20 protein-coding genes are annotated in these 21,069 nt (G+C 67.6%); 13 read left to right on the forward strand and 7 right to left on the reverse strand.

The features are described from left to right. Positions 1-8 precede the first annotated feature (8 nt). The gene (locus tag C4F17_RS31000) at positions 9-3,329 is read right to left on the reverse strand and encodes a bifunctional diguanylate cyclase/phosphodiesterase (protein ID WP_106938223.1); all 3,321 of its coding nucleotides are present in this window, start codon (positions 3,327-3,329) and stop codon (positions 9-11) included. A 260-nt stretch (positions 3,330-3,589) separates the two neighbouring features. Here C4F17_RS31000 and C4F17_RS31005 point away from each other — a divergent pair, with 260 nt between their 5' ends. Continuing rightward, positions 3,590-4,294, forward strand: coding sequence for a fumarylacetoacetate hydrolase family protein (locus tag C4F17_RS31005; protein WP_106938224.1), 705 nt, complete (start codon positions 3,590-3,592; stop codon positions 4,292-4,294). Positions 4,295-4,371: 77 nt separating this feature from the next. Then, on the forward strand, positions 4,372-5,286 hold the full coding sequence (locus tag C4F17_RS31010; RefSeq protein ID WP_106938225.1) for a helix-turn-helix transcriptional regulator: 915 nt from the start codon (positions 4,372-4,374) through the stop codon (positions 5,284-5,286). On the opposite strand, the gene pdxR is transcribed toward C4F17_RS31010, so the two are convergent. After that, positions 5,283-6,776, reverse strand: a complete 1,494-nt coding sequence (gene pdxR / locus C4F17_RS31015; protein ID WP_106938226.1) for a MocR-like pyridoxine biosynthesis transcription factor PdxR — start codon at positions 6,774-6,776, stop codon at positions 5,283-5,285. The two genes, C4F17_RS31010 and pdxR, sit on opposite strands and share 4 nt — an antisense overlap. Before the next feature lie 99 nt (positions 6,777-6,875). Here pdxR and C4F17_RS31020 point away from each other — a divergent pair, with 99 nt between their 5' ends. Beyond that, a complete protein-coding gene (locus C4F17_RS31020) occupies positions 6,876-7,589 on the forward strand; it encodes a GNAT family N-acetyltransferase (RefSeq protein ID WP_106938227.1) in 714 nt (237 codons plus the stop codon). A gap of 24 nt (positions 7,590-7,613) precedes the next feature. Here the strand turns inward: C4F17_RS31020 and C4F17_RS31025 are convergent, their stop codons facing one another. After that, a complete protein-coding gene (locus tag C4F17_RS31025; protein WP_106938228.1) occupies positions 7,614-8,459 on the reverse strand; it encodes a symmetrical bis(5'-nucleosyl)-tetraphosphatase in 846 nt (281 codons plus the stop codon). Between the two features lie 23 nt (positions 8,460-8,482). Here C4F17_RS31025 and C4F17_RS31030 point away from each other — a divergent pair, with 23 nt between their 5' ends. The 7 genes from C4F17_RS31030 to C4F17_RS31060 all read left to right on the forward strand — a co-directional run bounded on the left by C4F17_RS31030 (position 8,483) and on the right by C4F17_RS31060 (position 15,224). Then, on the forward strand, positions 8,483-9,796 hold the full coding sequence (locus tag C4F17_RS31030) for a hemolysin family protein (protein ID WP_106938229.1): 1,314 nt from the start codon (positions 8,483-8,485) through the stop codon (positions 9,794-9,796). Positions 9,797-9,806: 10 nt separating this feature from the next. Beyond that, the gene (locus tag C4F17_RS31035) at positions 9,807-10,793 is read left to right on the forward strand and encodes a serine/threonine-protein kinase (protein ID WP_106938230.1); all 987 of its coding nucleotides are present in this window, start codon (positions 9,807-9,809) and stop codon (positions 10,791-10,793) included. Positions 10,794-10,829: 36 nt separating this feature from the next. After that, positions 10,830-11,810 (forward strand): hypothetical protein, encoded by a 981-nt coding sequence (locus C4F17_RS31040; RefSeq protein ID WP_081267564.1) that lies wholly within the window; start codon positions 10,830-10,832, stop codon positions 11,808-11,810. 7 nt (positions 11,811-11,817) lie between these two features. Beyond that, positions 11,818-13,161, forward strand: a complete 1,344-nt coding sequence (locus C4F17_RS31045; protein WP_106938231.1) for an adenylosuccinate synthetase — start codon at positions 11,818-11,820, stop codon at positions 13,159-13,161. A 136-nt stretch (positions 13,162-13,297) separates the two neighbouring features. After that, entirely contained in the window at positions 13,298-13,609 is a 312-nt protein-coding gene (locus C4F17_RS33825) for a diguanylate cyclase domain-containing protein (protein ID WP_275892602.1), read from the forward strand. Further along, complete coding sequence (locus C4F17_RS31055) at positions 13,581-14,510, forward strand: hypothetical protein (RefSeq protein WP_159053785.1); 930 nt, start codon at positions 13,581-13,583, stop codon at positions 14,508-14,510. Before C4F17_RS33825 ends, C4F17_RS31055 begins: the two co-directional genes overlap by 29 nt. A 57-nt stretch (positions 14,511-14,567) precedes the next feature. Next, the gene (locus tag C4F17_RS31060; protein ID WP_106938234.1) at positions 14,568-15,224 is read left to right on the forward strand and encodes a restriction endonuclease; all 657 of its coding nucleotides are present in this window, start codon (positions 14,568-14,570) and stop codon (positions 15,222-15,224) included. A 337-nt stretch (positions 15,225-15,561) separates the two neighbouring features. On the opposite strand, the gene C4F17_RS31065 is transcribed toward C4F17_RS31060, so the two are convergent. Both C4F17_RS31065 and C4F17_RS31070 read right to left on the reverse strand, forming a co-directional pair. Next, positions 15,562-16,770 (reverse strand): amylo-alpha-1,6-glucosidase, encoded by a 1,209-nt coding sequence (locus C4F17_RS31065; protein ID WP_106938235.1) that lies wholly within the window; start codon positions 16,768-16,770, stop codon positions 15,562-15,564. Further along, positions 16,767-17,672 carry a LysR family transcriptional regulator gene (locus tag C4F17_RS31070; RefSeq protein WP_106938236.1) on the reverse strand — a complete coding sequence of 302 codons (906 nt, stop codon included), beginning with the start codon at positions 17,670-17,672 and terminating at the stop codon, positions 16,767-16,769. The genes C4F17_RS31065 and C4F17_RS31070 overlap by 4 nt, the downstream gene beginning before the upstream one ends. A gap of 221 nt (positions 17,673-17,893) precedes the next feature. Here C4F17_RS31070 and C4F17_RS31075 point away from each other — a divergent pair, with 221 nt between their 5' ends. The 3 genes from C4F17_RS31075 to C4F17_RS31085 all read left to right on the forward strand — a co-directional run bounded on the left by C4F17_RS31075 (position 17,894) and on the right by C4F17_RS31085 (position 19,548). After that, positions 17,894-18,502, forward strand: a complete 609-nt coding sequence (locus C4F17_RS31075; RefSeq protein ID WP_106938237.1) for an FMN-dependent NADH-azoreductase — start codon at positions 17,894-17,896, stop codon at positions 18,500-18,502. A gap of 34 nt (positions 18,503-18,536) precedes the next feature. Next, the gene (locus tag C4F17_RS31080; RefSeq protein WP_106938238.1) at positions 18,537-19,121 is read left to right on the forward strand and encodes an NADPH-dependent F420 reductase; all 585 of its coding nucleotides are present in this window, start codon (positions 18,537-18,539) and stop codon (positions 19,119-19,121) included. A 79-nt stretch (positions 19,122-19,200) separates the two neighbouring features. Next, complete coding sequence (locus C4F17_RS31085) at positions 19,201-19,548, forward strand: hypothetical protein (protein ID WP_081267792.1); 348 nt, start codon at positions 19,201-19,203, stop codon at positions 19,546-19,548. Positions 19,549-19,560: 12 nt separating this feature from the next. Here the strand turns inward: C4F17_RS31085 and C4F17_RS31090 are convergent, their stop codons facing one another. Both C4F17_RS31090 and C4F17_RS31095 read right to left on the reverse strand, forming a co-directional pair. Then, entirely contained in the window at positions 19,561-20,028 is a 468-nt protein-coding gene (locus tag C4F17_RS31090) for a GNAT family N-acetyltransferase (protein WP_106938239.1), read from the reverse strand. A gap of 63 nt (positions 20,029-20,091) precedes the next feature. Next, a complete protein-coding gene (locus C4F17_RS31095; RefSeq protein ID WP_106938240.1) occupies positions 20,092-21,069 on the reverse strand; it encodes a CobW family GTP-binding protein in 978 nt (325 codons plus the stop codon).

A 21,069-nucleotide genomic window follows, 5' to 3' on the forward strand; every position in this document is an offset into this window, starting at 1 on the left:
TCCGGCCGTCAGGCCGCCACCGACGGAACAAACTGGTTGCGCAGGTGACGCGCCATGAAATCGCGCACCTCGTCGCAGGTCACGGGCTTGCACAGCCAGTAGCCCTGGGCCTCGTCGCATTCGTGGCTGCGCAGGTAGTCGAGCTGGGCCATGGTCTCGATGCCCTCGGCCACCACCTTCATCCGCAAGCCGTGGGCCAGGGTGATGATGCCGTCGATGAGCGCTCGCGCGTCGGCGTCGCGCGTCAGGTCGTTGATGAAGGAGCGATCGATCTTCACCGTCGACAGCGGGAAGTGCTTCAGGTAGGAAAGCGAGGAGTAGCCCGTTCCGAAATCGTCGATGGCCAGGCCGATGCCCATGTCCCGGATGGTGCGCAGCAGCTTCGTCGCATGCTCGGGGTTCGCCATCACCGCGCCTTCGGTGATCTCCAGCTCCAGCAGCGCTGGCTCCAGGCCCGAGGCTTCCAGGGCGGCCCGTATGTCGGCGATGAGCGTGCGGCTTTCGAATTGGCGCGGCGACAGATTGACGCTCACGAGCACCGCAGGCAAGCCGAATTGCTGCCACGAACGCGAATCGGCGCATGCCTGCTCCAGCGCCCACTTCCCCATGGACACGATCAGGCCGGTCTCTTCGGCGATCGGGATGAACTGTGTCGGCGAAATCGTGCCCAGAAGCGGGTGTTGCCAGCGCATCAGGGCCTCGACACCGGAGATGTGCTGGCTCTGCAGGTTCATCTTCGGCTGGTAGTACATCTCCAGCTCGCCACGCTCCTGGGCATGGCGCAGCGCGCTTTCGAGCATCAGCTGTTCGGTGCTCCGTGCATTCATCTTCGCCGCGTAGAACCGGTAGGTGTTGCGGCCCTTTTCCTTGGCGCGGTACATCGCGGTGTCGGCGTTTTTCAGCAGCGCCTCGGCGTCGTTGCCGTTCTCCGGATAGAGACTCACACCGACGCTGGCACTGACGTGCAGTTCGCGTCCCTCGATGACGAACGGCGCTGCGCAGCAGGCCAGCACTTTCTCGGCAAGCACCTCGGCATCCTTCGTGGCGGACAGGTTCTCCAGCAGCAGCACGAATTCGTCGCCGCCAAAACGCGCCACGACGTCGGTGTCGCGCAGCAGCGCCGTCAGGCGCTCGCCGCAGATCCTGATCATCTGGTCGCCCACGCCGTGGCCCAGCGTGTCGTTGATGTGCTTGAAGCGATCCAGATCGACGAACATCACCGCGAACGGCTTCTGCTGGCGGTTGCTGCGCCTGATGGCGTGGGCGAGCTCGTGCTGCAGCGCGGCGCGATTGAGCAGCCCGGTCAGCTCGTCGTGGCTGGCGATGAAGCGAAGGCTCCGCTCGGCCAGCTTGCGCTGCTTGTACTGGGCGATCTGCAAGGTGATCACGCGCAGGGATTCCAGCGTCTCGGCGTCGGCCACCTGCGGATTGGAGCCGAAGAGCTCCAGCGCCGCGGTTGTGTCGGCGGTGGTGATCGGCACGATGAGGCCGGCGGCCAGTCCGGCCTGGCGGGCCATTGCATCGCGCGCGAAATGGCCCGGAGCCGCCAGCGTGTCGATGCGCACGACGCCGCCGATTCCCCATGCGCGACCCAGCGAACCTTCGCTTGGCCGGTAGGTGAGCGTGCGGCTGGCGTCGACGAATTGCCGCAGCGCCGGGTCGTCGCCGGCGTGCCAGGCTGCCGCACAGCGAGCTTGGCCGTCTTCGCCGACGCTCCACAACGCGCCGCAGTCCCAGCGCAGGTCGGTGCATACCGCCTCCAGCGCCAGCGCGATCACCGTCTCGGTCCTGCCGTCGCCGGCGAGCAGCCGTGCGATCCTGTACTCGAGCTTCTGGCGCAATGCGTCCTTGCGCAGCCGCGTGGCGTCGCGCACGGTGCCGCGCACCCATCGCCTGCCTTCATCTTCGGCCGACTGGGCGATGACATGGAGCCAGCGTTCGGTGCCGTCGGGCAGGCACAGGCGGTGCTCGAATTCGCTGCGTTCCGTGGACTGGGAGGCCCAGGCGATCCGCTGTTCCACCTCGGGGCGTTCCGTGGCTGGAACGCGCGAGAGCAGCGCTTGAAGGTCCGGCTGCGAGGCTTCGGTCTCGAAGCCCAGGATGCGCCGGGCTTCTTCGGAGCACTGCAGGGCTCCGGTCTCGGGATCGAGGATCCAGCTTCCCAAGCTTGCCAGGTGCTGGGCTTCCTCCAGCTGCCGCTCGCTCCTGCGAAGGTGGTGGGTCATCTCGTTCGCCAGGACCTGGGCCCGGCTGCGCGAGGCGGTCAGCGAGAGGACGATGCCGGCAAGCAGCATGCTGGTGGCCAGGCCGCCGAGGACGATGAGCCACGGAATGGCCTTGTCGAGCGGGCCGAAGACCTGGGTCTCGTCCTGCTCGACTTCCACCAGCCAGGAGCGGCCGCCCAGCTCGAAGCCGAGCATCCGCTCGAGGCCGCGCTCCGCAGCGGCGGCGGGCTTCGCCGAGGCCGCGCTGTCGAACAGCAGTTGCCGCTCGCCGAACGAGGTCGGCGTCACGAACCGGGTCTCGACGCGCGTTCCGATCGCACCCCGGCCCGGCCCGGCATCGATCAGGCGCAGCCGGGGCGCCGTGGCGGGGTCGGCCCCGGCCACGTCGCCCAGCATTCCCGCGACGCTGAAACCCGCGCCGACCGAACCGGCATAGGCACTGCGCCGCTGCTCGAGCGTGTCGAGCGGTCGGCCTGCGCGATAGACCGGCAGCCGCATCGCCAGTCCGATGTCGGACTCGCGGCCCGGGATGCGCACCTTGCGGCCCGACATGACGAGCCCGCCGGTGTCGCGCCCCTGCTCGAGTGCGTCTCCCCTGTCGGGCATCGCACCCAGGTCGTTGCCGAGCAGCTTCTCGTTGCCGGCCTGCGGCTCGATGTAGATCAGCGGGTAGTAGGTGGCGCGCTCTCCGGGCGGCTTGATGGCGAAGCCGGCGGCCACGCCGGTGTCCAGGCTCGCATCGCCGCGGACCTGTTCCTCGAAGGACTGCCTTTCGCCGGCCGCGACCAGCGGCGCGTAGTTGACAGCCTGGAAGCCGGGGTAGGCGCGCGACAGGTTCAACCCCGCGACGTAGTCCCTGAAGTCGCTCCGGGTCACGGGATCGGAGGTATTGAACCGCGCGCGCAGGCCGATCAGGACGGCGATGTAGTCATCGAAGCGGGCTTCGACCTTGCGTGCCAGATCGAGGGCGGCGGCATCGAAGTGCGCCTGCGCGCTGCGCGCGATTTCCTGGCGGGCGGACACGCCGAGGGCGATCGAGAGCGCCGTGCCGACCACGAAGATCGATACCGGCAAACGGATCCTGACCCACACGGACAATGACATCGGACTTGATCCTGTCGTTGACACAAGCCGCTCAGCTCCGCGTGCAGCAGCGTGCATCGTTGGCGCAATGTATCTGGCTGGCGCAAGAGCGTCACGCTATTTGTCTCGGCGCAAGCCGGGCCGTGCACCGGCGGCATATTTGAATGCTTAAGAATTAATTGTGTTGCGCAGACTTGCGTCGAGCGACGAAACGTAGCCAAGTCCAAGACTCGCGTAGATGCGTCCCCCGGAGGCGCGCTGCCGCTGGATAGAGTCGTTGCATGACTTCCGCCACCGACACCCTCTACGCCATCGCCCCCGCGCCCGTCCACTCGCTGCCCATCCAGGGCGAGCGCGCGCGCTTCCCGGTCAACCGCATCTTCTGCGTGGGCCGCAACTACTCCGAACATGCCCGCGAGATGGGCCACAACCCCGACCGCGAGCCGCCGTTCTTCTTCATGAAGCCGGCCAGCGCCATCGTCGCGGACGGCGGCGAGTTCGCCTACCCCACGCTGTCGAAGGACGTGCACCACGAGATCGAACTGGTGGTCGCGCTCAAGACCGGTGGATCGGACATCGCCGCTTCGGACGCGCTCGCCCACGTGTACGGCTATGCCGTCGGCCTCGACATGACCCGCCGCGACCTGCAGTCCGAGGCCAAGAAAATGGGCCGCCCGTGGGACACCGGCAAGGCCTTCGACGGCTCCGCGCCCTGCGGCGAACTGGTGCCCGTGGCCCGGGCCGGCCATCCCGCGGCGGGCGAGATCCGCCTCGAAGTGAACGGCGCCCAGCGCCAGGTCGGCGACCTGGGCGACATGATCTGGAACGTGCCCGACACCATCGCCTACCTGTCGACCCTGTTCACACTGCAGCCCGGCGACCTGATCTTCACCGGCACGCCCGCCGGCGTGGCGGCCGTGCAGCGCGGCGACCGCATGCGCGGCACCGTGGCGGGCGTCGGCGCGCTGGAGGTCGTGGTCGTCTGAGCCTGAAGGCGGCCCGCGCGCCGGGCTGGAAGTTGGCGTACCCTCGCGGCCAGAAGCCTGCCGCCACGCCAGCCCCGATGCGCCCCTCTCATCCCACGTCCGTACGCACCTACGGCATGCACGAGCGTGCCGACCACCTCGACTTCGACATCCGCTTCCAGGGCGCGCGCAACGAACTCACGCTGCCGCACCGGCATGCGTACTTCCAGATCCAGATCGGCATCGAAGGGCATTCGCGGCAGGCCATCGGCGGCGAGGTGCGCCCCTTCGGACCGCGCCACCTGAGCTTCGTGCTGCCGTACCGCGTGCACGTGATTCCGCATCCGCCCGAGGCGCTGTACTGCATCGTCAACTTCGACCAGCGCTTCCTGTGGCCCGAGCTCGACGTCGATGCGCTCGACCTCGACGACGTGCCGCTCTCGCGCTACCCCGACCTCGCGCCCTTCTTGTTCCAGGAGTACGTCGACTTCGCCTTCGATGAGGCCGACTTCGCACGCATCCGCGGCTGGCTCGACGAGCTGCATGCGCTGAACGCGGGCCGCAGCTTCGGCGCCAAGATCGCCATGCGCGGCATCGTGCAGCAGATCATCGCGCTGGCCTGCATGCGGCAGGAGCAGGCGCTGATGCGGCTCTCGCTGCAACATGACGGCAAGACCTCGCAGCACGACGCATTGCAGCGCGTGGTGCGCTACGTGCGCGACAACCTCGACAAGCCCCTCTCGCTCACCGATGCGGCCGCGGCGGCATTCCTGTCGCCCAACTACCTGGCCAACCTGCTGCGCAAGGAGACCGACCGCACCTTCACCGACCTGGTGACCGAGCGGCGCATCGAGCGCGCGAAGGAACTGCTGTCGTCCACCTCGCTGCTGGTGCGGGAGATCGCGCACCAGTGCGGCTTCGCGGACGAGGCGTACTTCAACCGGCGCTTCCGGCAGTGGGTGGGCGTCACGCCGCGCAGTTTCCGGCGCGAGCATGTGGTGAACGCGCGCTAGCTGGCTTTCTGGCGGGCGACATCCGCCGCCCGCGCCAGCATCGACAACCGCTTGACCAGCGGTTCGAACAATTCCGCCGGCGTATTGCCATACCCCAGCACCAGCCCGTTGTCCGAAGGCTGCGGCTGCATGGCAAAGGCCGACAGCGGGGAGGGCGCGATGCGCTGCCGCACCGCCTCGGCGGCGATCCTGCGGTCTTCGAAGCGTGCCGGCAGCCGCACCGTGAGATGCAGGCCGCAGTAGCCGCCCTCGATCTCGTGGGGCACCTGCAGGTGCCTTTGCAGCGCGAGTCGCAGCGCCTGTTTCCTGTCGCGGTACAGCCGGCGCATGCGGCCGAGGTGCCGGCTGAACTGTCCGCTCTCGATGAAGTCGGCCATGGCCAGCTGCTCGTGGCGATGGCCGCCGCGCAGCATTTCTTCCATGGACGCCTGCACGGCCGGCATCAGTCGTGTCGGCACGACCAGGAAGCCGAGCCGCAGCGACGGGAACATGGTCTTGCTGAAGGTGCCGACGTAGAGCACGGGCGCCTCTTCCACCAGCCCCTGCATCGCGCCGATGGGTTCGCCGGTATGGCGGAACTCGCTGTCGTAGTCGTCCTCGATGATCCAGGCGCCGTGCGCGCGTGCCTGCGCAATCAGCGCGAGCCGGCGCGAGATGCCGAGCACCGCGCCGCCGGGATACTGGTGCGAAGGCGTGGTGTAGATCAGCCGGGGCGGGTGTCTCACCCAGTCGCGCTCGCTCACGCACAGGCCCTCGGAATCGACCCGCAGCGGCACGATGCGCATGTCGCCCGCGTGCATGGCTGCTTTCACGCCGCGGTAGCCGGGGTCTTCGACCCAGCCGGTCTCGCCGGGGTTCGACAGCAGCCGCACGCACAGCGAGATGGCCTCCTGCGCGCCTTCGCAGATGACCACCTGGTGCGGCTCGCAGCGCACGCCGCGCGCGATCGACAGGTGCCGCGCGATGGCCGCGCGCAGCGGCGGCTCGCCCAGCGGGTCCCCATAGCCCAGGGCCGCGGGGCCGGCGGCGCGGATCGCGCGGTCGAGCGCGCGCCGCCATGCAGCCGCCGGAAAGTGCGACAGCGCGGGCACGCCCGGCCGCAGTGCCATGTCGGCGTCGGCGCGCGAGACGGCAGGCTTGATCTTCGACAGGCGCAACGCGGTTCCCGGCACGGCGCCTGCCTTGCCGGCGCGCCTGGGCGGCAGGGCCGGCGAGGAGAGCTCGATCACTCGCGTGCCCTGGCGGTCGGGCTGCACATAGCCTTCGGCGGCAAGGTGCTCGTAGGTCGCGGTGACGGTGTTGCGCGAAATCGCGAGGGACTCGGCCAAGGCGCGCGAGCCGGGCAGCCGGCTGCCGGGTGCGAGGCTGCCGTCGAGGATGGCGCGCTTGAGCCGGTCGTACAGCTGGCGCTGCATCGAACCCGCCTCGCGGTCCTTGGCGAGCGGGGTGTCCAGCAGGGCAGCAGGTGAGAGAGAAGGCCGTGGCACCATGAAATGATATGAACGTGGAGCTTTTGCTGGAGCCAGCATGCGGGTACTTTACATACCCCGACCCGGTGGTCGTTCCTGTTTTTTTCCGAAAGACGCCTCATGCTTGCCCGCCACAACGACTTCGGCCAGTCCATCGGCCCCGAACTGCCCGGCTGGACGCCACGTCCCCTGCCGCCGCGCCGCGCCCTCGAGGGCCGCTTCTGCACGCTCGAGCCGCTCGATGCCGCCAGGCATGCCGACGACCTGCACGCGGCCTACGCGCTGGCGCCCGACGGCCGCGACTGGACCTACCTGGGCATCGAGCGCCCCGCCGACGTCGGCACCACCCGGGCCTACGTCGAGCGCATTGCCAGCAGGACCGACCCGATGCATTTCGCCGTGATCGACAGGCAAAGCGGCCGTGCCGTCGGTTCGCTGGCGCTGATGCGCATCGACCCCGCCAATGGCGCCATCGAGGTCGGCACGGTCAACTTCTCGCCGTTGCTCAAGCAGACGCCGATGTCCACCGAGGCCCAGTACCTGCTGATGAAGCTCGTCTTCGATGAACTCGGCTATCGGCGCCACGAATGGAAGTGCGACGACTTCAACGAACCCTCGAAGCGCGCGGCCTTGCGGCTGGGCTTCCAGTACGAAGGCCGTTTCCGCCAAGCGGTGGTCTACAAGGGCCGCGGCCGCGACACGGCCTGGTTCTCGATCATCGACAGCGAATGGCCGGCGCTGCGCACCGCGTTCGAGCGCTGGCTCGCGCCCGGGAACTTCGACGCGCAGGGACGCCAGCGCATGTCGCTCGACAGGTTCCGGCTGCCTTCCTGAGTTTCAGGATGTGCAGGCCGGGCGCTATTTGCCCGGCTTCTGCGACTGCTCGCAATCGACCTGGATCAGCTCGCGCTCGTCCAGCGTCGCGCCGATGCGCACCGCGCTCAGGCAGCCGCCCCACACGCAGCCGGTGTCGGTCGAGAGCAGGTCGGGACGCGAGAGCCAGCCCAGCGTCGACCAGTGGCCGAAGGCGATCGTGGCCCTGGCGGTCTTGCGGCCGGGCACGTCGAACCACGGCATGTAGCCTTCGGGCGCGGTGGCGGCACTGTCCTTGGCCTCGAACTCCATCACGCCGTCGGCCGTGCAGAAGCGCAGCCGCGTCAGCGCATTGACGATGGCGCGCAGGCGGGCGCTGCCGGTGAGCGTGTCTTGCCATTGCGCCGGCTCGTTGCCGTACATCGACAGCAGGAATTCGCCCAGCGCCGGGCCGCGCAGCACCGATTCCACCTCCGCGGCCAGCGCCAGCGTTTCGCCCACTGTCCATTGCGGCAGTACGCCCGCATGCACCATCAGCAGGTCGCCGCCGCCGATGCGCATGTGCAGCGCCATGTGCTGGCGGCGCACCCAGTCGAGCAGCGCTTCGCTGTCGGGTGCGGCCAGCAGTTCGGCCAGGGTGTCCTTGCGGCCGGCCTTGCGCGCACCGTGCGACACGCCCAGCAGGTGCAGGTCGTGGTTGCCCAGCAGGCTCAGCGCCGAGGCCCCGTAGCCCTGCACGCGGCGCAGCACGGCGAGCGAGTCGGGCCCCCGGTTCACCAGGTCGCCGAGCAGCACGATGGTGTCGCGGCTCGGGGAGAAATCGATCTTCTGCAGCAGCCGCCCGAGGGGGGCGTCGCAGCCTTGCAGGTCGCCAATCAAGTAAAGTGACATTCCCTCATTCTCCCCCTCAGTTCATGGATGTCTTCCTGCTGGCCTTGCTGACGACGCTCAACGCGGCGTTCGCAATGTCCGAAATGGCCCTTTCCACCAGCCGCCGCGCACGCCTCGCGGCCTTGGCCGAAACGGGAGACGCCGGCGCCGAGGCGGCGCTCAAGCTGATGGAGTCGCCGACGCAGTTCCTGTCCACGGTGCAGATCGGCATCACCTCAATCGGCATGCTGAGCGGTATCGTCGGCGAGGCGGCCTTCGCGGCGCCGCTCGCGGTGTGGATGGAATCGGTCGGCATGGGCGCCGGCACCGCCAGCGTGGTGTCCACCGCGGTGGTCGTCACCTGCATCACCTTCTTCACCATCATCTTCGGCGAGCTGGTGCCCAAGCGCATCGGCCAGCTCTACCCCGAGCCGGTAGCGCGCTTCGTGGCGCGCCCCATGCGCGGGCTGGCCAAGGCGGCCAAGCCCTTCGTGTGGCTGCTGGCCGGCGCTACGGCCGCCACGCTGAGGCTGCTGCGCATCGACGCCAATGCGGCCCGCTCGGTGACCGAGGAAGAAATCTCGGCCAGCCTCGAAGAGGGCGTGGACGCCGGCGTCATCGAGCAGCATGAGCACCAGATGGTGCGCAATGTGTTTCACCTCGATGACAGGCGCCTGTCGTCGCTCATGATTCCGCGCGCCGACATCGAATGGCTCGATGCCTCGTTCACCGTGCGGCAGGCGCTGCAGAAGGTGGCGGACGCGGCGGCGCTCAACCTCGTGCATTCCTGGTATCCGGTGTGCCGCAATTCGCTCGACGACGTGGTCGGCGTGATCAGCGTGGCCCACCTGCTGCGGCTGGGCGCCGCGCATACCGGCGTGCTGGGCCAGGAAGCGACGCCCGCGGTGTTCGTGCCCGAGACCCTCACCGGCATGGAACTGCTCGAGCAGTTCCGCGAGCGCGCCGGGCGCCTCGTGTTCGTGGTCGACGAGTACGGCGTGGTGCAGGGCCTCATGACCCCGCGCGATCTGCTCGAAGCCATCACCGGCGAACTGCAGCCCGGGATGCAGACCGACGCATGGGCGCGCGAGCGGCCCGACGGCGTGTGGGAACTCGACGGCCTCATGCCGGTGTCCGAATTGCGCGCGCGCCTTGGCATCCGCGAGCTGCCCGATGAAGAGCGGGGCCGCTACAACACCGTGGCCGGCCTGCTCATGTCCGTGTCCGGCCACCTGCCGGCGGTCGGCGAGCACATCGATTGCGCCGGCTGGTGCTTCCAGATCGTCGCGCTCGAAGGCCGCCGTATCGATCGCGTGCTGGCATCGCCCGATCCGGCGGTGGCGCCCGAGGCCGAGTAGGGCGCGGCTCATGCTGTCGCTGCTTGCTCTCAGCTGTCCGCAATGCTCTGCGCCGCTGCCGCGGGCTGCCCGCTGGCGCACCGTCGACTGCAGCTATTGCGGCGCCACCATCGTGCGCGGCGAGGAAATCGTCGAACGCGAGAGCTTCCGCGCCGCATGGCGCAGGGCGAATGCCGATGTGCCCGGCGGGCGCGTTCTCGCATGGCGCGGCGCGCGCTTCCGCGTGCTAGCCCCGCTCGCCACCGGGGAGCACAGCGAGGTGCTGCTCGCGGAGCGCCTGGGCGCGCTGCCCGAACGCGTGACCATGAAATTGGCCCGCGACAGCGCAGCCAACGGCGTGCTGCTGCGCGAAGCCTCGGTGCTCCAGGCCTTGCAGGACCTGTCGGTTCCGGGCGCCGCCTACTTCACGCGCCGGCTGCCGCAACCGGTGGGCACGGGCGTCGCCGAAGGGCTGGGTGACGGCGCCCGCCAGGCGCTGGTGCTGCGCCATCCGACCGGCTTCTGGGGCAGCCTGCAGGACGTGGCGCGTGCCAACCCGCAAGGCATCGACCCGCGCCATGCCGTGTGGATCTGGCGTCGCATGCTGGAGGTGCTGTCCTTCGTGCACGACGCCGGCTGGACGCATCGCGGCCTGTCACCCGCGCATGCGCTCGTGCATCCGCGCGACCACGGCGTGCTGCTCATCGGCTGGTCGCGCGCACAGCATGCCGCCGGCGCGGCCCATGCCGCCGCCGCCGCGCGAGACCTCATGCAGGCTGCGTGGGCCGTGCGTGCCTTGCTGCATGGCGGCGCGGGTGACGAGGCGGACGCCCCGGGCTTCGGCGCGCACACTCCCGCGCCGCTCGCCGCGCTGTTGCGCCAGTGCAGCGAAGACGCCAACGCCTGCGAACGGCTCGGCGCGCAAGGCATCGAGCAAGCCCTCTCCGCGGCCTCGCGCGAAGCGTTCGGTGCGCCGCAGTTCGTCCATTTCGATCCCGCGCCGCGCCGCGGCGCCTGACCCCCTCAATTTCCTTCCGCATCAAGGAGTCACTACATGGGCTACGGAAACTACTCGCATGCCGCCCACACGGCACTCATCGCCGACCGCGCCGCCAAGCCCGGCGCCGAGGTCTTCACCCAGCGCTCCACCCATCCGCTGATGAACCCGCAGGGGCTCAAGGTGCGCGAGTCGCGCGACAACGCCGACCACCCCAACTCGCTGGGTATCGTCTTCGCGCTCGACGTCACCGGTTCCATGGGCGACATCCCGCAGACCCTGGCGCGCAAGGAGCTGCCCACCTTCATGAAGCTGCTCACCGACTGCGGCGTGGCCGACCCCCAGCTCATGTTCATGGCCATCGGCGACGCCACCTCGGACCATGCGCCGCTGCAGGTGGGGCAGTTCGAATCGACCGCCAACCTCATGGACCAGTGGCTCACCTGGAGCTACCTCGAAGGCGGCGGGGGCGGCTCCGGCGAGGAGAGCTACGAGCTGGCCTTCTATGTCATGGCCCAGCACACCGACATGGACTGCTGGGTCAAGCGCAAGAAGCGCGGCTATCTGTTCGTCACCGGCGACGAGCTGCCGTACCCCGCCGTGTCGCGCCATCAGGTGGAAGGGCTGATCGGCGAGAAGCTCGACGAGGACATCCCCATCGAGGAGGTCATTGCCGCAGCGGCCGAGACCACGAACCTGTTCTTCCTCATTCCCGATGCGCAGCGCCGCCGCCGCTGCGAAGGCCGCTGGCGCGAGCTGCTGGGCGATCACGTCATCTGCATGGATTCGCCCGACGACGCCTGCGCCGTGGCCGCCGGCATTGTCGCGCTCACCGAAAAGGCCGTGCCCAGCCTCGAGGCACTGGCCGGCGTCATGAGCGGCACTGGCATGGCCAAGGAACGCGTGGGCGGCGTGCTGCACGCACTCGACGGCTACGCCGCGCTGCTCGATCCGGCGGCATCGCGCCGCGCGCCACCGGCCGTGGCCACCGCCGCGGCCGGCCCGCGCTCGTCGTGGTGGAAGCGGCTCTTCGGCTGACCGCAGGGTGAGCGCCGCAGCAGTCACGGCCACGCGCTACGTCTCGCTGCTCGGCCTCGGCTTCGGAGACTGCGGCAAGGGGCTGTTCACCGATCATCTGAGCGGCGCGCTGGGGGCGCACACGGTCGTGCGGTTCAACGGCGGCGCGCAGGCGGGCCACAACGTGGTGCTGGCCGACGGACGCCACCACACCTTCTCCCAGTTCGGCGCCGGCAGCTTTCATGCGGGAGTCGGCACGTTGCTGGCGAGCCCGGTGGTCGTACACCCGACGGCGCTGCGTGTCGAGGAAGAGGCGCTGCGGCGCGCGGGCGTGAACGACGCCTTCTCGCGCCTGCTGGTCGATGCGCGTTGCCGCGTGACGACGCCGTTCCACCAGGCGGCCGGGCGGCTGCGTGAATGGGCGCGCGGGTCGGATGCGCACGGCAGTTGCGGCGTGGGGGTCGGTGAAACCGTTCGGCATGCGCTGGCCGCGCCGGACGAGGCCTTGCGCTACGGCGACCTGCCGTTCCCGGCCCGCGCGCTCGAAAAGCTGCAGGCCTCGCGCACCACGCTGCTTCGCGAATTCACGCACACGGCCTTCTCGCATGCCGGCGCCGCGCAGGAACTGTCTGTGCTGCAGGATGAATCGCTGGCACGGCGCTGGCTCGATGCCGTTGCGCCGTGCCTGGCGCATTCACCCCCCGCCAGCGCGGACCGCATCGCCGAGCGCCTCGCGCGGGCCGGCACCGTGATCTTCGAAGGCGCGCAGGGCGTGCTGCTCGACGAGTGGCGCGGTTTCCATCCGCACACCACCTGGAGCACGATCTCCGCGGCGGCGGTCGAGGCCGTGTTGCGCGACGCGGGCATCGACGCACCGGTGCAGCACCTGGGCGTGCTGCGCAGCTATCTCACGCGGCACGGCCCGGGCCCGCTGCCGACACACGACCGCGCGCTCGACGCGCGCCTGCGTGAGCCGCACAACGCGGATGAAGGCTGGCAGGGCGTGTTCCGCAGGGGCCATCCCGATGCGGTGCTGCTGCGCTACGCCCTCGATGCAGTCGGCGCGCTCGATGGTCTGGTGGTGAGCCACCTCGACGCCGTCGATGGTGCCGGACTGCGCTGGTGCGCCGGCTACCGCACGGAAGACGCGGGCCGCCTCACCGCGCTGCCGGCCGGCGGAGTGCGGGACCTTGCGCATCAGCACGCCTTGACGCGGTTGCTGCAGGGCGCCGAACCCATCTACGAACCACACCCCATCGCCACGGCGCACGCATGGGTCGCGCATGCCGAGGCGCTGAGCGGCTTGCCCGTGCGCTTCGGCGCTTTCGGCCCGACGCGCGAGACCGTGCGCGACCGCAAGCATCTTCCTTGATCAGAGCCTTCGTGAGCGAGTGGAACATTCCACTTGTCGTCGGTGCCGGTCTGAGCGCCATCGCGGCACTGCTGCTGCCGGACCTGGATCATTCAAGCGGGTCAATGATTTGCATGGCCATCATGGCGGCGACCTGGTGCTGCAGGCTTTTGCAAAGCGAGTGCAGGCGAGGCTCCGATCGGCGGACGTGTTCGCCCGATTGGGCGGCGAGGAATTCGCGGTGCTGCTGCCAGACACCGATGTACATGCGTGCAGATCAGGCGCTCTACTAGGCCAAGCGGCAAGGCCGCAATCGGGTGGTGGCATGGGGGAGCGAAAAATCGGCACGGGCAGAAGCCGCCGCCGCGTGACCAATTCATGGGAGGCGAAAAGTATTCATTCGACGCAAACTCGCCGCCTCCAGTTTCAAGGTGGCGCACATGCCGAAGTTGTCCGAATACATCCGTGAGAAGTTTCCCGTCGACCTCGTCCTGGGCAAGGTCCGCCATGCGATCCAGTTTGCCGAGGGCGGCGGCATCAAGGCCCTGGGCCTGGACATGACGGCCCAGGAATGCCAGGCGATGGTCGACAAAGTGGTGCTGACCCCCGCTGCCGGCAATCACCGCCATGTGCGCTTCATCGGATTCGACCAGGAGCGCGTCAACGAGCTGGGCGCCGGGCTCGACATCGCGCTGCGGATGCTCGAGGAAGCCAAGCGCAATGTCGGCCTTCACACATGGCCGGGCAAGACGCACTACGAAAGCATCTTCGGCTCGCGTGCATGGCATGGCAGCAGCGCCACCCGCAAGGCGGGGGCGGCCGCCGGCAACGCCAACGCCGAATCCGGGTTCGCGTCGCGCGCGAGCTATGTGCGCGCCAAGATCGACCAGATGATGGACGACCTGCGCGATCCGCGCTGGATTCTGTACAAGAGCAACGAAGCGGGCGATGCCGCGGCCCTGAAGGGCGGCCGGGGCGGCTATCTCATGGCGATCGGCCCGGCATTTCCGCGCGGCGCGGTCGGGCACTTCCATGCCGGCGTGCTGATCCACGAGGTGGGCCACAACCTCGGTCTCGCCGATGTCTGCGGCGAATGCCAGCAGCATCGCCAACTGCTCGACGCCGCCCACTATGCGCCCCGGTCGGACGCCAACATCCCGCAGTGCACCGGCAACACCCCTCACGGCGCGATGGCCGCCTCGGGGAAGGGCCATTTCATCGGCTCGAAGCAGGTGAAGCGTCTGGCGGACGCGCACAAGAACGCCACCATCTACAACACCGACTCCTACCGCTGGTACTGCTATGCCTTCTTCAAGAACGAGGTGGATGCGGGCATCTCGGCGCACAAGGCGTTGTTGCAGCCGGCTTGAGCAGAGCCTCTGAAGATCTGAGGCATAGAGTTACATTTGTCTCCCAGGAGGCACGACATGACTGGATTCTGGCGGAGGAGCAAGGCTGATTCGGAAGAGGAGAAGCGGGCGATAACTGAAGTACTTGGCCGAGGCGGAGCAAAGCCAGAGCCCCAGGCAAAGTGGTCGCCCGGAGTATTCGACGACATCGAGTGGCGTCGCTTCGAGGCTTTATGTGAAGCTCTATTCGCGCAAGCAGGCGTTCGTACCGAAAGCCAGTCACACGGGGCCGACGGCGGAATCGACATCTGGCTTTATTCGGCCAATAGCCCGAAACCGATGATCGTGCAATGCAAGCACTGGAGAAGCAAGCCCGTGGGTGTGCAACAGATGCGTGAATTTTTCGGAGTTCTCAAGGCACACGATCTGCGATACGGCACATTCGCGACCAGCTCGACATTTACCTCCGACGCACTGGAATTCGCTAGGAGCAATGGCATAAATGCACAAGACCGCGCGGGGTTGCTGCAACTGATTTCGCGACGCACAGCCGATCAACAAGCTTCACTTTTGAAGGTTGCCTACGATGGCGAGTTCTGGCGACCAACCTGCGTCAAGTGCGGAGTGAAGATGGTGGAACGCCAGCCCAAAGACGGGGGAGTCCCGTTCTGGGGCTGCGCCAACTTCGCAAAGCTGCGCTGCATGAACAGAATGCAAATGGCGGGCAAGCGCTGATTGCCGCTATCCGCGGTTGCCGCGAGCCGCGGCAATCAACCTGCATTTTTGTGCCGCCTGCCCTGCGTTGAGCTGTGACAGCCCATGAATCAACTGACGCCTTATGCCGTGGTGCGCGTCAAATGTCTTGTGGCAACGGGCAATGACTACGACGGCTGGTGCGTGAACAAACGCCCGCCTGCGATAGGTGATGTCGGGACATTGCTCGACGTCCTTGCAGCGCCGGACCTGCCCTATAGATACGTGGTGGAAAGCTGCGCCGCTGATGGCATGACGGTCTGGCCGGGAGACTTCCTCGCAGAAGAATTGGAGCCTTTCGAAGGTCAGCGGCGCCCGCTCACCAGGCCACCCCATCCCCCAGCAGTTCCCGCCGCGCCAGCAGGAACGCGGCCGCATTCCAGCTCTGTCCCGCCATTCCCATCGGCGCCAGCGTGCGCCCGTGAAACCACTCGGTGAATCGCCAGTCGTCCTGCGCGTTGGCCTGTGCCAGCCGCGCGAGTTCGGTCCATGCCTGCTCATGCAGCCCCAGCCGTGCCAGCGCCATCACCCAGAAGCCGCCGACGAACGGCCAGATGCCTCCGTTGTGGTACTGGTGCACGATGTTCTGCTGGTGCCGGCCCATGTATGCCCGCCACAACTCATGCTGCTGAGACAGCGGATGCAGCACCACGCGCACCGGGTACGGCTGCGATGCGTTCGCCGCCTCGATGGTCTGCACGATGCGCTGCGCCATCGCGGCGTCGGCCAGGCCGCTCTGAATGGCCAGCACGTTGCCGAACACGTCGCCTTCGTCCCCGACGACCGCGAGATTGACGAAGCTCAGGTACAGGCCCGGATCGCGCCGGCCACGCCGCGCGTAGTGGCGCAGCAGCCTTGCGCGGTGGTACTCGGGCAGGTCTCGCTGGAACGGATTGAACAGGTGGTTGAAGTGGTGCCGGGTTTCTTCCGCATGCTCCAGCGCGAAACGGCGCTTGACGTCGAACCACAGCGCGTTGGTGTAGAGCACATAGCCGGAGCGCGGCATGATGTCGGCCCAGTCGCTGGCCTCGTTCTGCTGCAGCAGGCGGAAGTGCTGGTGCTCCTGCGCGAGCAGCCACTGGATCGCGCGTTCCACCTCGGCCTGCCAATGCGTGGCTTCCACGTTGCCATGCCTGCGCACGTGGTCCACCGCTATGAGCCACCACAGGGTGGCGTCGATGCAGCCCAGGTACCAGAAGTCGGCGTCCTGGCCCTCGGGGTCGACGTACTTGGGAATCTGCCCGTTCGCAGCCTGTTGCGAAGCGAGCGCGTCGAGGCTGGCCACGGCGCCCTGTTCCAGCGCCGCTACGCCGGTGCCGCACATGGCCATGACGCAGATGGCGGCGTCGCGGCCGAAGATGCGCGTGTAGCGCCGCGCCACGGCGGCCTCGGTGCGGCTGGCGGCGAGGATGCCGTGCGGCGTGAGGTTGTCCTGCAGCAGTTCGAGGGAAGCCCGTGCGCAGGTGTCGATGAGCGCGAGCGCGGGAGCGTCGAGGTTGTGGGCGGGGGTGGTCGTCGATGCGGTCACGAGTGGTCGGCACACTGCCGTTTCAGATGGTCAATCAGCCATCGCCCTGCGGGGCCTGGCGGTTGGGCGGCGGGATAGACGGCGGAGGTCGTCAGCGGAAAGCCCCCGGGCGGGATCTCGTCGACATCGAGCACGACGAGTGAGCCTCGCGCGATGTCCCTGTCCACCATGTGCCGTGGCATGCTGCCATAGCCCATGCCGTCCTTCAGGAATGCGTACTTGGTCGACAGATCGCCCAGGCGCCAGGTCGTGGGCGATATCACACCGTAGTCGCGCCCCGTCATCAGCTCGGAGCGGTCCGTGAGGACCAGTTGCACGTGCTTGCCGAGTTCGCGCCTGGAAATTCGGCGATCGAAGCTCGCGAGTGGATGCTCGGCCGCAGCCACCATCACCAGGGAAATCTCGTTGAGGCGCTCTGTGACCAGGGAGGGGAATTCCATGGGTAGCGCGCCCAGGATGCCCATGCTGCAGCGCCCGTCGAGTATGGGTTGGTAGGCCGCGCCGAGTGCCTCGACAAAGAGCCTCAGCGGCGTGAACGGAAATCGGCTGGCAAAAGCCTTGATCGCTGCGCTGATGACGTCGGTGGGGAAGAACACGTCCACGACGACCGAAAGCTCGGCTTCCAGCCCCGAGGACATGAGCTTTGCCCTGGCCTTGAGGGTATCAACGCCCGAGACCACGTTGCGCGCATCAGCCAGCAGAAGGACGCCCTCCGGCGTGAGCTTGGGGAAACGCCCGGACCGGTCGAAGAGCACCACGCCCACCTGATCTTCGAGCGAGGCGATCCAGCCGCTCACTGCGGACTGCACGCGGTTGAGCTTTCTCGCTGCCGCGGAAAAGCTGCCTTCGTCGACCGCCGCGATGAAGGTTCTGAGTTGGTCGAGTGAGACGCCGTCGAGCATGACGCGCAGAGTATCTCAAATTCAGATGCTTTGCATCTCAATAAATCGTCTATTCAGATTGGTGGGGGAGCAGCATCATTCCTCCCATCAAACATCTCCATGAAAGATACATCATGACTTCATCCATCTCCGAGCTCCTCCGTGCCACAGCGGCGCGGGTCAGTTCGCCCCTGACCCGTTCCGGCCTCCCTTCCGACTGTGCCACCCACAAGGAAAACCCCATGCAGCTCCTTCATCTCGACTCCAGCGTTCTCGGCACCGCCTCGGCGAGCCGACTTCTTTCGGCTCGCATCGTTGAGCGCCATCGCGCGCTGCACCCCACGGCACACGTCGTGTACCGGGATCTGGCGGCTGATCCAGCGCTGCATCTGTCCGGCACGCACATGGCTGCGTGGCAGGGCATGCCGAGCGACGACGCGACCCTGAACGCCGACCTGCTCAAGGGCAATACCTACATGGAAGAACTCTTTGCTGCGGACGTACTTGTGATTGGCGCGCCGATGTACAACCTTTCGATTCCCACGCCCCTGAAGGCCTGGATCGACCGCATCGCCGTGGCGGGCAAGACGTTTCGCTACACCGCGAACGGACCGGAAGGCCTGCTCAAGAACAAGAAGGCATTCATCGCGTCTTCGCGCGGCGGCGTGTATTCCGCGGGCAGCCCCGCGGCGGCTCTCGAGCACCAGGAAAGCTACCTCATCGGCCTCGTTGGCTTCCTGGGCGTGACCGACGTCACCGTGGTGCGCGCCGAGGGTCTTGCCATCAGTGCGCAAGCCAAGGAAGCCGCCATGCAAAAGGCGCTGAACGACATCGGCGCGATCTCCGCGTAGTCCGCATCCCATCAATCATCACAAGGAAATCACCATGACCTATTCCATCATTGGCGCCGGCAACGTCGGCACGGCCCTCGCTCGTCAATTCGCCCGCAGCGGCATTGCCGTGAATATCGCGAACACCCGCGGCGTCGACTCGCTCGCCGAGCTTGCCAAAGAACTGGGCGACCATGTCACTCCCGTGGCGCTGGAGGACGCGCTCAAAGCAGAGGTCGTCATTCTTGCCGTGCCGTTTCGCTCGCATGCCAGCGTCGCGGCCGCTCTGCCGGACTGGTCCGGCAAGATCGTCGTCGACGCCATGAACACCTATGGCATTTCGCCCGATGAACTGAAGGGCCAGGCGTCCAGCCATGTCGTTGCAGCCGCCTTTGCGGGCGCGGATGTGGTCAAGACATTCAACCAGCTGCCGGCCAAGCTGCTTGCGATGAACCCGGCCGCTCAAGGCGGCCGGAGAGTCATGTTCGTTGCCGGCGACTCGCAAGCCGCCTCCGGCGCAATTGCAAAGCTGGTGGACGATCTCGGCTTTGCTGCTCTCGTGCTGGGGAAGATCGCCGAAGGCGGTTTGCTGCTGGGTATGGGCGGCCCGCTGATTCTGCAGAACCTGATCAAGTACTGAGAAGGTCCGCGCGCCCCCCGGCCGGTGACTTTCCTCTCGTCCTACAGACCGGCCGCGAGCCATGGGCCAGCATCCGCGCATGAAGAGCAAACCGATCCTTGCAGGCCTCGCCGCGGCCGTTTGCTTCGCGGCTGGCCTGGCTGCCGCCGAACCCGTGAAGCTGCCCGTGGACAACGACGACAAGGGTACCGTGTATGTGGCGCCCAACGTCAACCCCACCGAAACCTCGGCCTACACCACCGGTGCGACCGTGGGCGTCGAGCGGCGCGACGGCAGCGGCGCCTACATCGGCACCGACACCTCCACGCCCCGGCCGACCTATTCGCTCGGCGCGAGCACCGGCGGCAATGTGTCGCTCACCGGCGGTGTTTCGTCGGACGGCAAGGCCAACAACGGCGTGAAGGCCGGCGTCACCATCAAGTACTGAGCGGCAGCAACGTCAGACAAGCGTGCCGTAGACGATGAACCCGTCGTGCGACGCGACCTTGTCGTACAGCGTGCGGCCTGCGGTGTTCGTCACATGCGTCTGCCAGTACACCCGGTGTCCGCCTGCCTGCTTCACACGTTCATACACGCCTTGAATCAGCTGGCGCCCGACGCCGCGGCCGCGCTCCGATGGCAGCGTGAACAGGTCCTGCAGGTAGCAGGTCGGCTCGATGCGGGTGGTGCTGCGGTGAAACAGGTAGTGCGTGAGGCCGACGAGCTGGCCGTCACGCTCCGCGACCAGCGCATGCACCGGCTCGTAGGCGTCGAAGAAGCGCTGCCACGTCAGCTGCGTGATCTCGTCGGCCAGGGCCGTGGGGCCCTCGCGTCCGTAGAAGGCGTTGTAGCCGTCCCACAGCGGCTTCCACGCCGAATAATCTTCCGCCACGGGAGGACGGATCAGGAGAGAAGAAGAGCTTGTCATGAGGCTGCGGCTGCCTTGCCTTGGTGGAAAACGGACAAGCCCGCGATTGAAACATGACTGGGCTCAGGGCAGGAAAAAAGCCTTGAGCAATTCTTCAGGCAACTGGCCGCGCAGGCCGATGGCGACGACCCCCGCGCGCGCTTCACCGGCCGGTGGCGCGGCCTTGCGCAGCGTGCCGTGGCGGCCGGCGAACTGCACCTCCGACCATTCATCGCCCGCGTCCCCTAGGCCGGTGCGCAGCACGCCCTTCAGGCGCAGCACGCCGGGCGGCATGTCGCGCAGCCAGGCACGCAGCCTGGCGACGGGAATCACTGCTTCGGGCTGTGCATTCCACGTCTGGAACAACCCACCGTGATCGGGTGCGCCCTGCGCATGATGATGGTCGTGGCAGCCAGGCCCGCAGGCATGGGGCAGCGTGTGCGCCGCATGCGGCAACCCCGACAGCAGCACCAGCGGCACGGCCGACTCCACGGTCTGGATGCACGGGGTGCCTGGCGCGGTCGCCGCGACCCAGGCATTGGCGCCTGCCAGCGCATCGGCGGATGCGATGTCCGCCTTGTTCACCGCCACCAGGTCGGCCGACTTCACCTGCCGTGCCAGCGTGTCCGCCAGCAGCGGGTCGCGAGACTGCTGTGCCGCCGCGCTCGCGTCGACCAGCACGATGACGCTCTCCAGGCTCAGCTCCGGCGCCGCCATGCCGATCTGCGCGATGCGCCACGGGTCCGACACGCCGCTGGCCTCGATCACCACCGCATCGAACGGCGTCCGGGCCTCGATCACTTCCACCAATGCCCGCCCCAGGTCGTCGCCGATCTGGCAGCACACGCAGCCGTTGGTCAGCGCGGTGGTGTCGCCGTGCGTGGCGGCGATGAGATCGGCGTCGATGTTGAGCGCGCCGAAGTCGTTCACCAGCACCGCCAGGCGCAGTCCATTCGCCTCGCGCAGCCAGCGGTTGAGCAGCGTGGTCTTGCCCGCGCCCAGGAAGCCGCCAATGACCGTGAGCGGCAGGCGCTTCCGTTTCGGGTTTGTCGATGCGGTCAC

The organism is Variovorax sp. PMC12 (genome assembly GCF_003019815.1).
Lineage (GTDB): Bacteria > Pseudomonadota > Gammaproteobacteria > Burkholderiales > Burkholderiaceae_C > Variovorax.

Coding starts and splice junctions, on each gene's coding strand:
- C4F17_RS31000 (WP_106938223.1), bottom strand. CDS start 3,329: ATGTCATTGTCCGTGTGGGTCAGGATCCGTTTGCCGGTATCGATCTTC.
- C4F17_RS31005 (WP_106938224.1), top strand. CDS start 3,590: ATGACTTCCGCCACCGACACCCTCTACGCCATCGCCCCCGCGCCCGTC.
- C4F17_RS31010 (WP_106938225.1), top strand. CDS start 4,372: ATGCGCCCCTCTCATCCCACGTCCGTACGCACCTACGGCATGCACGAG.
- pdxR (WP_106938226.1), bottom strand. CDS start 6,776: ATGGTGCCACGGCCTTCTCTCTCACCTGCTGCCCTGCTGGACACCCCG.
- C4F17_RS31020 (WP_106938227.1), top strand. CDS start 6,876: ATGCTTGCCCGCCACAACGACTTCGGCCAGTCCATCGGCCCCGAACTG.
- C4F17_RS31025 (WP_106938228.1), bottom strand. CDS start 8,459: ATGTCACTTTACTTGATTGGCGACCTGCAAGGCTGCGACGCCCCCCTC.
- C4F17_RS31030 (WP_106938229.1), top strand. CDS start 8,483: ATGGATGTCTTCCTGCTGGCCTTGCTGACGACGCTCAACGCGGCGTTC.
- C4F17_RS31035 (WP_106938230.1), top strand. CDS start 9,807: ATGCTGTCGCTGCTTGCTCTCAGCTGTCCGCAATGCTCTGCGCCGCTG.
- C4F17_RS31040 (WP_081267564.1), top strand. CDS start 10,830: ATGGGCTACGGAAACTACTCGCATGCCGCCCACACGGCACTCATCGCC.
- C4F17_RS31055 (WP_159053785.1), top strand. CDS start 13,581: ATGCCGAAGTTGTCCGAATACATCCGTGAGAAGTTTCCCGTCGACCTC.
- C4F17_RS31060 (WP_106938234.1), top strand. CDS start 14,568: ATGACTGGATTCTGGCGGAGGAGCAAGGCTGATTCGGAAGAGGAGAAG.
- C4F17_RS31070 (WP_106938236.1), bottom strand. CDS start 17,672: ATGCTCGACGGCGTCTCACTCGACCAACTCAGAACCTTCATCGCGGCG.
- C4F17_RS31075 (WP_106938237.1), top strand. CDS start 17,894: ATGCAGCTCCTTCATCTCGACTCCAGCGTTCTCGGCACCGCCTCGGCG.
- C4F17_RS31080 (WP_106938238.1), top strand. CDS start 18,537: ATGACCTATTCCATCATTGGCGCCGGCAACGTCGGCACGGCCCTCGCT.
- C4F17_RS31085 (WP_081267792.1), top strand. CDS start 19,201: ATGAAGAGCAAACCGATCCTTGCAGGCCTCGCCGCGGCCGTTTGCTTC.
- C4F17_RS31090 (WP_106938239.1), bottom strand. CDS start 20,028: ATGACAAGCTCTTCTTCTCTCCTGATCCGTCCTCCCGTGGCGGAAGAT.